General features: G+C 45.9%; 14 protein-coding genes. 6 read left to right on the top strand and 8 right to left on the bottom strand.

Translation table 11 applies throughout. From position 1 onward, the window contains the following. Positions 1-140: 140 nt before the first annotated feature. From ACHA99_RS16040 to ACHA99_RS16020, 5 genes are all read left to right on the top strand, one after another. A complete protein-coding gene (locus ACHA99_RS16040; protein WP_393943806.1) occupies positions 141-857 on the top strand; it encodes an SIMPL domain-containing protein in 717 nt (238 codons plus the stop codon). Positions 858-1,033: 176 nt separating this feature from the next. Beyond that, positions 1,034-2,047, top strand: a complete 1,014-nt coding sequence (locus ACHA99_RS16035) for an efflux RND transporter periplasmic adaptor subunit (protein WP_212601835.1) — start codon at positions 1,034-1,036, stop codon at positions 2,045-2,047. A 36-nt stretch (positions 2,048-2,083) separates the two neighbouring features. Then, positions 2,084-5,326: an efflux RND transporter permease subunit gene (locus ACHA99_RS16030; RefSeq protein WP_393943804.1), complete on the top strand. Its 3,243-nt coding sequence runs from the start codon at positions 2,084-2,086 to the stop codon at positions 5,324-5,326. Between the two features lie 43 nt (positions 5,327-5,369). Further along, complete coding sequence (locus tag ACHA99_RS16025) at positions 5,370-5,582, top strand: DUF2892 domain-containing protein (protein WP_006082265.1); 213 nt, start codon at positions 5,370-5,372, stop codon at positions 5,580-5,582. Positions 5,583-5,690: 108 nt separating this feature from the next. Then, positions 5,691-6,107, top strand: a complete 417-nt coding sequence (locus tag ACHA99_RS16020; protein WP_198572759.1) for a rhodanese-like domain-containing protein — start codon at positions 5,691-5,693, stop codon at positions 6,105-6,107. Positions 6,108-6,447: 340 nt separating this feature from the next. Here the strand turns inward: ACHA99_RS16020 and ACHA99_RS16015 are convergent, their stop codons facing one another. After that, positions 6,448-6,939: a GNAT family N-acetyltransferase gene (locus ACHA99_RS16015; RefSeq protein ID WP_393943801.1), complete on the bottom strand. Its 492-nt coding sequence runs from the start codon at positions 6,937-6,939 to the stop codon at positions 6,448-6,450. A gap of 1,017 nt (positions 6,940-7,956) precedes the next feature. On the opposite strand from ACHA99_RS16015, the gene ACHA99_RS16010 reads away from it, so the two are divergent. After that, the gene (locus ACHA99_RS16010; RefSeq protein ID WP_393943799.1) at positions 7,957-10,413 is read left to right on the top strand and encodes a S8 family serine peptidase; all 2,457 of its coding nucleotides are present in this window, start codon (positions 7,957-7,959) and stop codon (positions 10,411-10,413) included. A gap of 83 nt (positions 10,414-10,496) precedes the next feature. On the opposite strand, the gene ACHA99_RS16005 is transcribed toward ACHA99_RS16010, so the two are convergent. The 7 genes from ACHA99_RS16005 to yajC all read right to left on the bottom strand — a co-directional run bounded on the left by ACHA99_RS16005 (position 10,497) and on the right by yajC (position 16,350). Next, entirely contained in the window at positions 10,497-11,042 is a 546-nt protein-coding gene (locus ACHA99_RS16005) for a YaeQ family protein (RefSeq protein ID WP_028761068.1), read from the bottom strand. 176 nt (positions 11,043-11,218) lie between these two features. Next, positions 11,219-12,130, bottom strand: a complete 912-nt coding sequence (locus ACHA99_RS16000) for a bifunctional precorrin-2 dehydrogenase/sirohydrochlorin ferrochelatase (RefSeq protein WP_393943797.1) — start codon at positions 12,128-12,130, stop codon at positions 11,219-11,221. Positions 12,131-12,149: 19 nt separating this feature from the next. Continuing rightward, on the bottom strand, positions 12,150-12,509 hold the full coding sequence (locus ACHA99_RS15995; RefSeq protein ID WP_263266133.1) for a rhodanese-like domain-containing protein: 360 nt from the start codon (positions 12,507-12,509) through the stop codon (positions 12,150-12,152). 128 nt (positions 12,510-12,637) lie between these two features. Further along, complete coding sequence (locus ACHA99_RS15990; RefSeq protein WP_028761071.1) at positions 12,638-12,955, bottom strand: DUF2007 domain-containing protein; 318 nt, start codon at positions 12,953-12,955, stop codon at positions 12,638-12,640. Between the two features lie 234 nt (positions 12,956-13,189). Further along, positions 13,190-14,137, bottom strand: coding sequence for a protein translocase subunit SecF (gene secF, locus ACHA99_RS15985; protein ID WP_198572756.1), 948 nt, complete (start codon positions 14,135-14,137; stop codon positions 13,190-13,192). A gap of 12 nt (positions 14,138-14,149) precedes the next feature. Beyond that, a complete protein-coding gene (gene secD / locus ACHA99_RS15980; protein WP_113941670.1) occupies positions 14,150-16,000 on the bottom strand; it encodes a protein translocase subunit SecD in 1,851 nt (616 codons plus the stop codon). Between the two features lie 17 nt (positions 16,001-16,017). Continuing rightward, positions 16,018-16,350, bottom strand: coding sequence for a preprotein translocase subunit YajC (gene yajC / locus ACHA99_RS15975; protein WP_007649452.1), 333 nt, complete (start codon positions 16,348-16,350; stop codon positions 16,018-16,020). Positions 16,351-16,376 lie beyond the last annotated feature (26 nt).

Below are 16,376 nucleotides of genomic sequence, written 5' to 3'. Positions count from 1 at the left end.
CTTTAAACCGATATTTCAAAACTCATATCTCAACATAATCTCCCCTGCCTTAAGCGGCATCTATTCCGAATAAACCCAGTGCATGACTGAGGTTTATTCGGTATCGTAGACTGAGTTTATCTAATCAAGAGATTCTTTTTATGGAAAAAAGTAACATCCTTCCTGCCCTGCTGTTAGGTGGTTTCCTTTGCGCGGGGCTTGTTTATGCAGGCCAGACAGCAAGCTCAGCACTATTGCAAATGAAAGCCATGGAACGCACTGTCACGGTAAAGGGCTTAGCGGAAAAAGAAGTCAAAGCCAATGTGGCAATTTGGCCAATCAATTTCACTGAGGTCGATAACAATCTGCCTAAACTCTACGAGACGGTTCAACAAAAAACCGATCGTGTTGTGGCGTTTTTAAAGGAACAAGGCTTTAGCGACAGCGAAATTACTGTCTCTTTGCCTTCAATTGAAGATCGCCAAGCCCAAGGTTATGTCGATCCTAACGTCAGATACCGTTACTCAGCAAAAGTGAACCTATCGGTTTATACCCCACAGATTGATCTCATGCTTAATACTCGTAAGCAAATGATTAACTTAGTAAAAGAAGGTATAGCGATTGCCAGCCAAGATTATGATAATCGCACTGAGTTTCTGTTTACCGATCTCAACTCTGTCAAACCTGTCATGGTGCAAGAAGCGACTCAAAATGCCCGCGAAGTGGCTGAAAAATTTGCTAAGGATTCGGATTCTCGCCTCGGAAAAATTAAAAGTGCGAGTCAAGGCCAGTTCACCATTTCAGACCGCGACAGCAGCACGCCTTACATTAAACAAATTCGCATCGTTTCCACACTAACCTATTATTTAAATGACTAAATTTTAGGCTTAATTTGAAGCTCTGAAGCATGAGGAATAAGGCGCTATAGGCCTTATTCCTTATCCCTAAATTAGGTAAAAACACTACATTAAATTTTTCTAATAAATATTGATTGCCTATTGAAAATAACTCCATTAGAATTTTCTCATAAATTACATCTGGGGTGATATAAGTTATGACATCAATTTCTCGTGCTTTTTTCTTACTGCTGGCACTTTCCAGTACTCAAGCTCAGGCTGCCTCAGTCGAAACCATCGAAGTCTTAAATAAACCCTATCCGAATTGGGTCACCTTAGACGCCACCATTGAAGCAGTAAAAGCAGCGACGGTATCGGCGCAAACCTCTGGTCGTATTGTCAAACTAAACTACGATGTTAACGATGTCGTCCCCGAAGGAGCCGCCCTACTGGAAATTACCAGTAAAGAGCAAGGCGCTGAACTGGCAAGCTTTGAGGCTGATCTAGCCAAAGCGAAGGCTTTAAATGTCGAAGCTCAGGCACAATACAAACGTTATAAAGAGCTATTTCCCCAAGGCGCGATTTCTAAGGGCGCGATGGATGAAGCCACCGCCAATGCTAAAGCAACAGAACAAGCCGTCAGTGCAGCACAAGCCCGTGTCATCAAAGCCAACGAATCCTTAAAATACACTGTCGTTTCAGCGCCTTTTAGTGGCATAGTCACTGAGCGTTTTGTCGAACTTGGCGAAACCGTAAGCCCAGGACAAGCACTACTTTCAGGGTTTTCCGCGAGTCAAATGCGCGCCATTACTCAAGTGCCACAGCGTTACATTAACCAACTTAAAAATTCCCCCGAATTTCTCGTCCGTTTAAGTGATGGGCGCGAGTTCACCTCAACCGACCTCACGATTTTCAGTTTCGCCGATCCTGTCAGCCACAGTTATCAAGTGCGAATTAATCTGCCAGAAAATGAAGCCAATCTTCAACCCGGTACTTGGGCAAAAGCTTCCTTTAAAAATGGCGATCGGGAAAAAATCCAACTGCCCGCCTCTGCACTGCTCACAATGAACGAACTGAGCAGTGTTTACCTTAAACAAGGCGAAGCCTTTGTGCTGACCCAAGTCCGTGTCACTGAGCCCTTAGATGGCGAGGTAGAAGTGCTTGCGGGCCTTAAGTCGGGTGACAAGGTGGCCGTTGATGCCTACCAAGTGTTGCTCAGCAAGAAGCAATAAATTCCCTAGCGACTTAAGCTTTGTCGAGGTTGTTTTATGAAACATGCTCCAGTACCACAAACCACACTTGGGATTTCCGGACGAATTGCCGCTGCCTTTCAAAATAGCGCCATCACGCCGCTATTAGCACTTCTCGGGCTCTTACTTGGCTTATTCGCCATTTTGGTCACGCCAAAAGAAGAAGAGCCACAAATTGATGTCACCTTTGCCGATGTGTTTATCCCTTTTCCCGGCGCGACACCCACGGAAGTTGAAAACTTAGTCACTCTGCCAGCGGAACAAGTGATCTCCGAAATCAAAGGCATAGATACTCTGTATTCGTTCTCCCAACCCGATGGCGCGCTGATCATCGTCATCTTTAAGGTCGGCGTCGGGCGCAATGATGCCATCGTCAGCCTATACAACCAGATTTATTCCAATATGGATAAATTGCCAAGGGGCGCTGGCGTGGGCGATCCGCTAATTAAACCCCGCGGCATCGATGATGTGCCCATTGTCAGTTTGACCTTGTGGTCTAAGGACAGGCAAGTGTCTGCTGAGCAGCTAACCCATGTCGCCCTTGTATTAGAAACCGAAATTAAGCGTATTCCCGGCACTCGCGAAATCGATACCGTTGGCCAGCACGATATGGTGGCCAACATACGTATCGATCCCGCCAAGATGAACAGCTTTAATCTGACCTACGACAAGTTAAGACAAAGCCTGAATGACAATAATATGGTCTCTATGCCTGCATCCTTAGTGCAAGGCAATCAAGAGATAAAGGTCCAAGCTGGGCAGTTTTTACAATCCATCGACGATCTCAAGCAATTAGTCGTCAGTGTCTATCAAGATAAACAAGGCAAGACTATTCCGATTTATTTGGCGGATATTGCCGAAATCAGCTTAAAAAGTGATATCCCTAAACAGAGCGTTTGGCACGCAGATAAAACCGACATTTATCCCGCCGTCACAATCGCAATTGGTAAACAAGCAGGCCAAAATGCCGTCGATATCGCCGACAGTGTGATTGAGCGGATAGCTAAAGTCGACAATGTGTTGATCCCGGCCAATGTCGAAGTCACAGTGTCACGTAACTATGGCGAAACCGCGGCGGATAAATCTAACACCCTTATTTTAAAACTGATTTTTGCCACCAGCGCCGTAGTCGTGCTGGTCTTTTTAACCATGGGCGCACGCGAATCCTTAGTCGTGGGCGTGGCCATTATTATCACGCTAGCGATCACCCTTTTCGCCTCTTGGGCGTGGGGATTTACCTTAAACCGCGTGTCCTTGTTCGCCTTGATTTTCTCCATCGGCATCTTGGTCGACGATGCCATAGTCGTAGTAGAAAACATCCACCGGCATATGGCGCTCGGCAAAAATTCCTTCAGCGAGCTTATTCCTGTGGCGGTCGATGAAGTCGGTGGCCCGACGATTCTGGCGACATTTACTGTTATCGCAGCCTTGCTGCCGATGGCTTTTGTATCGGGCTTAATGGGGCCTTACATGAGCCCGATCCCCATCAACGCCAGTATGGGCATGTTAATTTCCCTCGTAGTGGCATTTGTGGTCACTCCTTGGCTCAGTCGTAAACTGCTGAAACATAATGACCAACACGATACTGCCCAAGCCTCGCACGAGGATGAAGCTGAAACTAAGATGGTGCGCCTCTTTACTCACTTAATTGGTCCTTTCCTGCTGGGTAAAAATGCCCGTAAGGCAAGAATAGGACTGGCTGCCGGCGTATTTGTGTTGATCGGTATCGCTGTCGCGCTCCCAGTGGGTCAGCTCGTGGTACTGAAAATGCTGCCCTTCGATAATAAGTCCGAGTTTCAAGTGATGGTGGACATGCCAGAAGGCACTCCCGTAGAGCAAACACAAAGAGTATTACAGGATTTGAGTCGCTACCTAACAACCGTCCCTGAGGTCGAGCATCTGCAATTGTATGCGGGCACTAACGCGCCAATGAACTTTAACGGCTTAGTGCGCCACTATTTCCTGCGTCACAGCCAAGAGCTTGGCGACATCCAAGTGAACCTAGTGGATAAGAAACACCGCAAGCGCGACAGCCACAGCATAGCGGTATCGGTGCGAGACGAACTGCAGCAAATTGGCGAGCAATATCAAGCCAATATCAAAGTGGTTGAAGTGCCACCAGGGCCGCCAGTGTGGTCGCCGCTGGTTGCAGAAGTGTATGGCCCAAGTCCCGCTATTCGCGAGCAAGCCGCATATGAGATGCAGGCGCTGTTCCATGAAACCAAAGACGTGGTCGATATCGATATTTTCTTGCCCGCCGCCCAGCAAAAATGGCAAGTGATGATCGACCGCAGTAAAGCCAGCCTGATGGCCGTGCCCTACAGCAATATTGTCGACTTGATTGCCACCTCAGTTGGCGGCAAAGATGTTAGCTATTTACATCAAGCCCAGCAAAAACAACCGATACCGATCCGCCTGCAATTAAACGAAGGCGCGAAAGTCGATTTAGAGCAAGTACTGAATATGAAGTTACTGAGCCAAACGGGGCAATCTGTGCCTGTCTCTGAGCTAGTAACCATCAAACGTGGCAAAATCGATGCACCGATTATCCATAAGAATATGATCCCTATGATCATGGTTGTCGCCGATATGTCGGGACCACTGGACAGCCCGCTCTACGGCATGTTCGATATGGCGGGCAAAATTGATGGCACCGATGGCTTAGGGTTTGATCAGCATTATATTCACCAACCCACAGGGTTAGACTCAGTCGCCGTGCTCTGGGATGGCGAATGGAAGATCACCTACGAAACCTTTAGAGACATGGGTATCGCCTATGCGGTCGGTATGATTGCGATTTATTTATTGGTGGTCGCGCAGTTTAGATCGTATCTGGTGCCGCTTATCATCATGGCGCCAATTCCACTGACTGTGATTGGCGTAATGCCTGGACATGCCCTGCTCGGAGCGCAATTCACCGCGACGTCCATGATAGGCATGATAGCGCTGGCGGGGATTATTGTGCGTAACTCGATATTATTGGTCGATTTTATTAATCAAGAAACCGCATCCGGCGTGCCCTTTGAGCGGGCAGTGATCCACTCTGGCGCCGTGCGAGCTAAACCTATCATGCTGACTGCATTTGCAGCCATGATAGGGGCATTGTTTATTCTTGATGATCCGATTTTCAATGGCTTAGCGATCAGTCTGATCTTTGGTATTTTTATCTCGACCATACTGACGTTAGTTGTCATCCCTGTGCTGTACTACACGGCCATGAAAAACCGTATGAATACTGTTCAGATACAAACACAAAATTAACCACAACAAAGGCCATCACCAAGATGGCTTCAAGGAGTAAGGTATGTCATTAGAACGCAGTATTATGGCTTTTGCCGGATTTATGGTGTTACTGTCACTGGTGTTAACCGCCTATGTGCACCACAACTTTCTGTGGTTAACCGCATTTGTTGGCGCTAACCTATTCCAAAGTGCTTTTACCGGTTTTTGTCCTGCCGCCATGGTTTTACGCAAATTGGGTGTAAAATCAGAGGCTGAAATTGCTAAGCAAAGCTAAGCCACATAAAGTCACTACTTAAGAGTTAAGATAAGAGTTAAGAGTTAGGTGAGCAAGTACACGCTTGGTTAATACAAGCGTGCCAAAAAGCCGTCAAGGAGAGATAAAGTGACCCACAACCTCGTAACCCGTGGCCAAAGCCTAATGCGCTTAGCCCTATTAAGCCTGCAATCACTGGTTCTCATGCCACTGCTGCTAATGCCCATGATAGCCAGCGCCGCCGACCAAGATCCTGCAATCGCATGGGATAAAATTGCCGCAGGCGCTATGGTGCTCGATGTTAGAACGCCTGAAGAATTTGCCGAAGGTCATTTAGCGAATGCGGTCAATATTCCCTTTGAGCAAGTGACAGAGGAGTTTGCTAAGCGTGGCATCGCCAAAGATGCTCCCGTCGTCTTGTATTGCCGCAGCGGTCGTCGTAGCAGTATTGCGACCGAAGCCTTAGTCGCTGCCGGATACACCCAAACCTATAATGGTGGCGGCTATTCCACCTTAGTTGAAGCGCAAAAAACGCCCGCTAAGTAATTCACAACCATCAAATTGGCTCTAGTGTGGGGAAGTAAGAATAAATCACTTTAGTACTCTCACCTCCCTCTAGTCATTCAAGGTTTAACGGCTAAAAGCGCCCTAGGGCGCTTTTTTATTGTCTAAATGAATAAGCTTACTTTAAGCAATAGCCTATCAATCAACATTGCTTTATATAAAAAGCTTTTATCCACCCCAACATTAGACATCTGAGATGGCGGGCGAATGACGAGATATTGAAGTGTCTTATTAGCGTAAATCGATCCAGATAAAAAATTAATAATCGTTTTCGCTGCTACACAAGTAACATAAATGATCCGATGTATGGCAAAAAAATTAACTATCTAACATGTTCAAAACGTAGATGACTTTCATTAACGCCAGTCTCACTAAAACCATTGGAAATCAAAACCCTTTTTGATGCTTCATTTTCCGCTGAAGTATGAGCAATAATGTTCTTTGTTTTTTCAAAAGAGTAAGCATGGGAAACGAGTGTATTAACGATTTCTGTAGCATAGCCACGACGCTGCCACTCAGGTAGTACTGAATAACCTATTTCAACCATCCCATGACTATCTGGAGGTCCAAAATAACCACCAGAGCCAACTAGTGTTCTCTCTCCTGAAACAGGATTAATATCAACTGCATACCAGCCATACCAACCTTGGGCTGCTTCACCGCCATTTTCATAGCAAGCAAGGAAAAACGCCATTGCATCAAAATCATATTCGCCACAAGGCCAAGCATTTGAAACAATTGCATTTAATTTTTCAGCAAGTAACTGTGGTGTTTCAAGCTCTATATGAAGATAATCAGCTGAAGAAGATATCAATACGATCCGCTTAGATGTTATATTTTTTATAATTTTTATTTACTCCAATTTAGGATTTATAGTGCACAGCCTTAAATTCGTGCACTCACTCGCTTAAACCATGCCACAAGAAAAACAACTTAACATCATGAATTAATTTAATTTACCACCCATCCAATAGACATACTATTAGGCAAAATGCTTATATGTTAAATTTTGTGAAAATGCGAAAAATTCAAGCTTATGTATGCAGATTATTAGAAGTAAAGCGTCACACTGATGGGCGTTATAATTATTTAAATGAATATATTTTTAGACTGTTCTAACGATGAAAAATAAATAAGACTATTTAAAATTTTTAATTGAAAGTTTATCGACATAATTAGCCTCATAAACATAATTGAAGCATGTTCGAGTTCGCAGTGGTAGCTCATATCCTGTACCGCTATTTTGGATGATGTAACACTCAGCATTTTCCTTTATCGCACATATTGCATGCTTCCACTTCTCGTTTTGCCGCTCACATTCCCCTTCAAAAACACTTCAACAAATTAGCTCGAATGGCTTAGCCATCGTCAATCCATTGGCAACTGCCACCCTATTGACAGCCTTTTGCAACAATTTCGCATAATCAATCACTTGGGAAAATCTTATCATTATGATGAAAACTTAAAGTTTGTTTTTGTTATTTTTAATTACAAAAAAATATATATATAAATTTCAATGCATTGCCAACAGCAAAATCAATCAAAAACCCGTATATGAAGTCGTAAATTCGCATTCACTTATTCACGTTTATCACATAAAAAAACAAATATTTTAATACAATTTGGTTACAACTCGTTACAATTTGAATTTATATGCACTATAAATGCCTATTAAATCTAAATACTTACCAACCGCCATACTGTTAACAAATCATTTACAAATACTGTGGTCGCAGATAAATTCACTAACCGAGTAGCATCTGAGTCGTAGTTATTCTTATGAAACATAAAATAATAATGATTAACACTAAATTGACCATGGAAGAAGAACATGACAATCAACAGAACCACTAAAATAGCGTTAAGCCTTTCAAGCTTAGCTATTGCGATCTCAGCCGGTGTACAAGCAGCACCACAAGCCCCAGGTTTTGCCGCAGCATTACAAGCACAAACCTCCCCACTGCCAAAGCGTTACATTGTGAAGTTTAAAAACACTGATGCCGCGGCCATCATGTCAGCCAATAGTGTGCAATCAACGAGTGATCTGCAGTCACTCAATGACGCGACAACAGATACGCTACCAACCACAATGAATTATCAGCCACAAATGGCTGAAATCAGTGCCCAACATACCGCATTAAATAAAGTACAAGCGAAGGAAATGAAGCGTATCGGCCGCAGTAACAGTTACTCGGTGAAACTCGATGCCAAAGGGATCAATGCCTTAAAAACTCGTGCTGATGTGGAATATGTCGAAGAAGATATGCCACGCCGCTTTCTAAGTGAAAGTACGCCTTGGGGCCAAACTTTTGTGGGAGCAACCCAGCTAAGCGACAGCCAAGCGGGCAACCGCACTATTTGTATTATCGACTCAGGCTACGACCGTAGTCACAGCGACTTAGGTGGCAATAATGTCACAGGGACCAATAACTCAGGCACGGGTAACTGGTTTGAGCCGGGCAATAATAACGCCCACGGTACCCACGTTGCGGGGACGATTGCGGCGATTGCCAACAATGATGGCGTGATCGGCGTTATGCCAAATCAAAATGCCAATATTCATGTGATCAAAGTGTTTAATGAATCTGGCTGGGGCTACTCTTCATCCTTAGTCGCTGCCGTAGACACTTGTGTCACCAACGGCGCCAATGTTGTCACTATGAGTTTAGGTGGTTCAGGTTCTAGCACCACTGAGCGTAACGCTCTGGCTGCCCACTATAATAATGGTGTTCTCCTGATTGCTGCTGCGGGTAACGATGGGAATAGCACTCACAGCTACCCAGCATCCTACGATGGCGTCATGTCTGTCGCCTCTGTGGATAACCATAAAGACCACTCAGCATTCTCCCAATACACTAACCAAGTGGAAATATCAGGCCCTGGTGAAGCCGTTCTATCGACTGTTACCCGTGGCGAAGGCCGTTTAGCCGATATCACTATCGGCAGTCAGTCTTACTTTGACTCAGGTGTCGTGCCGCACAATCGCCTGATATCCTCTGGTGGCAGCTATGTCCCCGCACCATTTAACGGTACCAGCACTGCAACTTTGGCAGAATGTACCGTTAGCGGCACAAGCTTCAACTGCGGCAACATGACCAATAAGATTTGTTTAGTGGAACGTGTTGGTAATCAAGGCACTAGCTACCCTGAAATTAACGCAGCTAAAGCCTGTAAGAATGCGGGTGCCAGTGCGACGATTGTTTACAGTAACGCGGCATTACCCGGCTTACAAAACCCCTTCCTTGTCGATGCTAACAACGAAATCAATATGGTTTCTGTATCTGTTGATCGTGCAACAGGTTTAGCATTGCGCAATCAACTGGGCGCCACAGTCACTGTCAGCAACCAAGGCAATAAAGATTACGAGTACTACAACGGTACATCAATGGCGACACCGCATGTGTCAGGTGTTGCGACCTTAGTGTGGAGCTACCACCCAGAATGTAGTGCGGCGCAAGTCCGTAACGCATTGAAAATGACAGCCGAAGATCTTGGTACTGCGGGTCGTGACAACTACTATGGCTATGGTTTAGTTAATGCAGTTGCAGCAAAAGCCTTCCTAGACGCATCTTGTACTGGTCCAACGGGTCCTGTCGATCCAACCGAACCGGGCGATAGTGTTCTCGTGAACGGTGTGGCGAAAACAGGTTTAGCAGGCGCAACAGGTGAAGAATTACATTTTTCATTTGAAGTTCCAGCAGGTGCAACTAACCTAGGCTTTGTGATGAACGGTGGCACAGGTGATGCGGACTTGTATGTGCAATATGGCGCGGCGCCAACCACCACTAATTACGATTGCCGTCCGTATAAAAGTGGCAATAGTGAGTCTTGTCCAATCACCAACGTACAATCAGGCACTTACTATGCCATGGTAAAAGGCGATTCGGCTTTCACTGGTGTGTCGTTAACGGCGAACTACACAGCGTCTAATGGCGGCGGTACGCCAACGAGCTATACCAATACTGATAACTATAATATTCCTGATAACAAAGCGGCGGGGATCACTAGCCCAATCACGGTTACTCGCACAGGTGATTCAGGTACTGTGACTGCAGTCGTGAACATAGTCCACCCTTACATTGGTGACTTAAAAGTGCAGCTGATCAGCCCTTCAGGAAAAACGGTCACCCTGCATAACAACACAGGTCTTGGTGCAGACAATATCAACAAGAGCTATACCGCAGATATGACAGGTGCGAATTCGAACGGCGTATGGAAGTTAAAAGCCGTAGACAGTGGCCGTGGTGATGTTGGTTATATCGATAGCTGGGAACTGAGCTTCAAATAAATCAAAATCGATACTCTTACTGATACTTAAAAGTGATAAACGGAAAGAGCCTGCAATTGCAGGCTCTTTTTTTACAAAACATGTTATTCAATATCTTTGAGAATTTCAGGCTCAATCAACACGCTGGTTTCATTATCCGATAACCAAATTTGGCCTTCACTAATCGAAACTTGCAATGCCATATTACGCCCAACAAACGCTTCCATCGCCGTGACGGATTCTTCGGCAATATTCCACACTTTTAAATTCTGATAACGCTCTAACGCTTGCTGATTCTGTTTCCACCAAATCGGTACACTGCGACCACCATAGGTAAAGAGCTGTACGACTTTGGCACGGCCGCTGGCCTTTCGAAGCCATTTTTCATCGGCCTGACCAAACTCAACCCACAGCTCAATTTCACCGGATAGGGTTTTGTCCCATAGCTCTGGCTCGTCATCGACGCACAGACCTTTACTAAAACTTAAGGTTTCGCTGGCATTAACAATAAACGCGAGTAAACGCACCATCATGCGGCCATCGGTTTCAGAAGGATGCTGGGCAAGCGTCAATTGATGGTCTTGGTAATAATTCCGATCCATATCGGCAATCTGTAAATTGACTTTAAACACGGTCGCCTTGAGGGCCATAGTCATCCTAAATGCAGAGTGAAATCCTGAAACAGCGAAATCCTAAAATAAGGCTGCCGAGTCTACCTGAGACTCGGCATTAGCTCAAACGAACAATAGAATACGCCCATGAAATCGAACAAAACGTGCAATCGAACAGAAGGTTAAATCGAACCCAAGGCTGAATCGGTAAGAAATTAAATCGCTCCAGGTCGCAGATGTTTAGCCATGGGGAAATGGGCTTTCAACAAGCTGATTTTTTGCGTATCCGCTACCAGTAGCATACGCGTACCCAACTCATACTGTTGACTCAATTCACTGAAAGCGGGTAAAAAACCACGATCTGCGTCGCGGCGAACAAGTTCAGCGAGTTCGACGCTCAAATCCCCTTGGCTGTATATCCAATCGAGGCGCTGTAATAATGGCATGGCGGCGAGCGGCAATAAGTCCACAGACGTTGCATCATCCAACAAAAGGATTTCGCCGCGGCTGACTAAGTTATTAAACGCATGATGGTAATGCTCGGTGGTACGACTATCAAAACGGTCGCCATTGGTATCGAAAAAACGCTCCCAAAATAAGCGGCGTTTCGAGGTTGAATCGAGCTTATCTTGTACTTCGACGCGTCTATCGGCGACAAAATCGAATAACGGTTTGAGTGACTGCGGTAGGCTAGATTCTAAACGCGAGCGAATCGTGCGTGCAAATACCGGCGCTGCGCCCGCAGTGCTGATCGCGACCACTAAACGACCTCGATCCACAATAGAAGGAGTGATAAAGCGGCAAAAGGCGGGATTATCAACGGCATTAACCCAGATACCACGCGCGGTAGCTAAGGTCGCTAACTCGGCATTAAGACTGTCGTTTGCCGTAGCTAAATACACCAAATCATAATTTTGAATGTCGGCATGGACGACTTCACGCTGGGATAACAAAATGCGGCCAGCATCTGCATAACGTTGCACTTCAAGGTTCACCTCTGGCGCTACCACGTGGATATTGGCTTCAGTACGTGTCAGCAGTGCTAACTTACGGCTCGCCACATCGCCCGCGCCCACCAGTAGAACATTCAAATTAACCGTATCGACAAACAAGGGAAAATATTGCATTAGATGAGATCCTGAACGCTTAGTCCTGCACCACTGGCAGTTGACGCTGTACCCAGCCCTTATAGCCACCAATCATAGAGGCAACGTGGGCGTAACCCATAAGTTGCAGATTATGGGCAGCCAAGGCGGAACGCGCACCACCCGCGCAGTAGAGTAATATGGGTGTATTTTTATCGGGGAAACGCGCTTCGATATCACGCTCTAAAATACCCCGGCTTAAATGTTTCGCTCGGGGTAAATGATCTTGCAGCCACTCACGATCCTCACGCACATCAACAAGGTGCCAGCGGTCATCGGCCTGATAAGCTTCGATTGTCACTTCGGTGATATTAGGCAGAATAGCGTCAACAAGGGCGGAAAATGCATTGGGATGCTGCATCACTAACTCCTAGATAAGATATTGAATGACATAATGAATGTCAGCTTATCAGCAAAGTGTAATCTTCTCATCCTGCAGACGCAATCTTTCAGCCTCACCGCAAAGCTGAGAAAGTTGCCAGTGAAAGGCTAGTTGTGGCTTTCGCTGCGCTCTGAGCTACATTGCCAGCAAAGCTCAAAACTGCCTTCATTAGTCTCATGGCATTGCACACACTGCCATTGCGGACTTTCAACATCCAACGCATTCAATTGAACTTGTGCCGACGCGTATTGGGACTCACCTACCCATAACTCGACGTTTTGCATACCAGTAGGGAGTTCACCAATGCCGCCTAATAACGCTTCACCTCTGAGTTCAACATGAATGCCACAGGCCTCCAATAAACCTTTCCATGTGTGGGCCTGCAATAAATTACCACCAGCAACTAACACTTTACGTTCTTCCATGCGACATCCTACGGCTACAACTCTCTAGAATATGGGTTGCCGACATCCTACTGCTAAATAGCCGAGGCTGTCGAGCGCTGATTTTTACATCAGTTGTTAAATAAATTAACATTCACTTTTTACAGCATAACTGACTATAACTTTGTGAGTTTGCTAGCAGAATGTCAGATACGCCTCAAAATCGATGCAAAAAAAAGCCACCTCATCGGTGGCTTTTTAACTCCAAATTAACCTTTAAGGCATCATAGGAGGTTGGTCTGCGCCTTCTTTCTCAATCTCAACTGGCATCATGTGTTCACGATTGATACCCAGTTTAACGGCCAAGAAGCTCGCCACATAGATAGAGGAATAAGTACCCACAAAAATCCCCAACAGCAATGCAGTCGCAAAGCCATGGATCATAGTACCGCCCTTAAGGAACAGGGCCACAACAGTCACCAAAGTCGTGCCCGTTGTAATAATGGTACGGCTCATAGTTTGAGTGATTGAAATGTTAACTATTTCTTCAGGATCGCTCTTACGCAACTTAAGGAAGTTCTCACGGATACGGTCAAATACCACAATAGTATCGTTAAGTGAGTAACCCACCACCGTCAACAAGCCCGCCAATACGGTCAAGTCAAATTCCAATTGGAATAACGAAAACACCCCTAAGGTCACGATGACATCGTGCGCCAGTGCTGCTACAGAACCAAACGCTAAGCGCCATTCGAAACGAAACGACACATAGATCATGATACAAATCAGCGCAACTAATACCGCCAATGCACCTTGCTCTGCCAGTTCTTTACCCACTTGTGGGCCAACAAACTCAACACGCTTCTGCTGCACTTGTGGGTCAACTTTCTGCGCGGCTTCCATGACAGACTTAACCTGCACATCGCTCTTAACGCCTTCTTTCACCTGTAAACGTACAAGTACGTCACGGCTAGAACCGAAGTTTTGCACGATCGCACCTTCGGAATCTGGCGTCGTCAGTTGCACACGCAGCGCATTCAAATCAACCGGCTGAGTAAACTCCATTTCAACAACAGTACCGCCAGTGAAATCAAGACCCCAGTTAACGCCATTAGTTGCGAGCGATACCAGCGAGCCCAGCACTAACACTGCCGACATAATGCTAATAGGCAGTGCATGGCGGAGGAAGTTTACTGTATGTTTTAAGGATAAAACTTCAATCATTGTCACTTCCCCTTAGATAGACAGAGTCTTCACGCGCTTACCACCCCAAATCGCGTTAACGATTGAGCGAGTACCCACGATGGCGGTAAACATAGAAGTCGCAATACCTATCATTAAGGTCACAGCGAAGCCTTTAATCGCACCAGTACCTACGGCAAACAAAATGAGCGCTGTGATGAAGGTGGTGATGTTCGCATCGGCGATAGTTGAGAAAGCATTACCATAACCTTCATGGATAGCCTGCTGCACGCTACGTCCGGCACGAAGCTCTTCACGAATACGCTCATAAATCAGCACGTTGCCGTCAACCGCCATACCGACCGTCAACACCATACCGGCAATGCCGGGTAGGGTTAACACAGCGCCAGGGATCATAGACATAACGCCCACAACCATGACTAAGTTTGCGGTTAAAGCCAGGTTAGCAATAAGCCCAAAGCTACGGTAGTAAACCAACATAAAGAGTAAGACAACTGCCATACCCCATACCATAGCTTGCACACCGCTTTGAATGTTTTCAGCACCTAAGCTTGGACCAATGGTACGTTCTTCAACAATTGATACAGGAGCAATCAAGGCACCCGCACGCAGTAATAGCGCAAGGTTTTGTGCTTCACCATGACTTAAGCCAGTGATCACAAAGTTACGGCCTAAACGGGCTTGAATGGTCGCGACAGAAATCACTTCTTGGATTTTCTGCATCTTAACGCTGCCATCGGCATTGCGATCACCACTGTCTTTATATTCGATGAACAAAGTCGCCATAGGCTTGCCTATGTTGTCTTTAGTCACGTCAGAGAAAATGGTACCGCCTTTAGCGTCGAGGTTGATACTAACCTGAGGACGACTGTACTGGTCAAAGCTAGGTTGCGCGCCAGTGATATGATCACCCGTCAACATCACTTCTTTCTTCAATATCACAGTGCCACCTTCGCGGCGCTGATACACTTCAGAACCTGCAGGTACACGACCTGATTGCGCAGCATTCGGATCGGCTTTGTCATCCACCATGTGGAATTCAATTGATGCGGTTGCACCTAAGATTTCCTTAGCGCGAGCCGTATCTTGCACACCTGGCAGCTCAACGATAATGCGCTCGGCGCCTTGACGTTGTACTACAGGCTCAGCCACACCTAACTCGTTAACACGGTTACGAATGGTAGTAATGTTTTGTTGCAGTGCTTCTTCTTTAATCTGCTTTAGATAAGCTTCACTCATCACAGCTTGCAGCGCGAAATCTTCGCCACGGCTAGCGTCGGTGAACACCATATCTTTATTGCGAGTCTTAAGAAAACGCTCGGCAGTCGCTAAGTTTTCAGCATCACGGAACTTGATTTCAATTCCAGTAGCATTAACACGAATACCAGCATAACGAATGGTTTCTTCACGTAATTGTGAACGGAAATCAGCAACTTTAGCTTCTTCCATCTTACGAATCGCTTCGCCCATGTCCACTTCCATGAGGAAATGCACACCACCGCGAAGGTCAAGACCGAGCTTCATTGGGCTGCCGCCCATGGACTCGAGCCACTTAGGCGTCGCAGGCGCTAAGTTAAGTGCCACAGTAAACTTGTCACCTAAACTGTCAGCAATGATTTCTTTCGCCAGTAGCTGTTGATCCGCATTTTGCAAACGGACCAACAACTGACCTTTTTCAAGCTCAGAGCGCTTTACCGCAATGCTCTTACTGGCTAACAGCTCGTTCACACTGGCTTGGGTAGATGCTGTTACTTCAGCACCTCGAGTCGCCACCACTTGCACCGCATGATCTTCACCAAAAAGGTTAGGTACGGCATAGAAACAACCTATGGCGATGACGAGCATCACCATAATGTTTTTCCACATTGGGTATTTATTTAACACGCCTGAGCCCTCTTGGCTTACAACGACTGGATAGAGCCCTTAGGCAATACAGCTGCAATATAGTCTTTTTTGATCGTGATTTGTGTTGTGTCGTTCAAGCTCAGTAACACGTAATCGCTTTCGTCGCTGATTTTTGCAATCTTGCCTAAAATCCCACCACTGGTTAACACTTCATCGCCTTTGCCTAATGAAGACATCAGATTTTTGTGCTCTTTAACGCGTTTTGATTGCGGACGGAAAATCATGAAATAGAAAATCAGGCCGAAAATCGCCAGCATGAAAATCAGTTCCATCGTGCCGCCACCTTGTGGTGCGCCGGCAGCGCTTGCATATGCATTTGAAATAAACATAGTTTTTCTCTTCTTATTAGCAAAAA

It is taken from the genome of Shewanella sp. S23-S33, from assembly GCF_043359565.1.
GTDB lineage: Bacteria > Pseudomonadota > Gammaproteobacteria > Enterobacterales > Shewanellaceae > Shewanella > Shewanella oncorhynchi.
The sequence above is the reverse complement of the archived record's forward strand: the minus strand, read 5'-3'. Positions and strand labels throughout refer to the sequence as shown.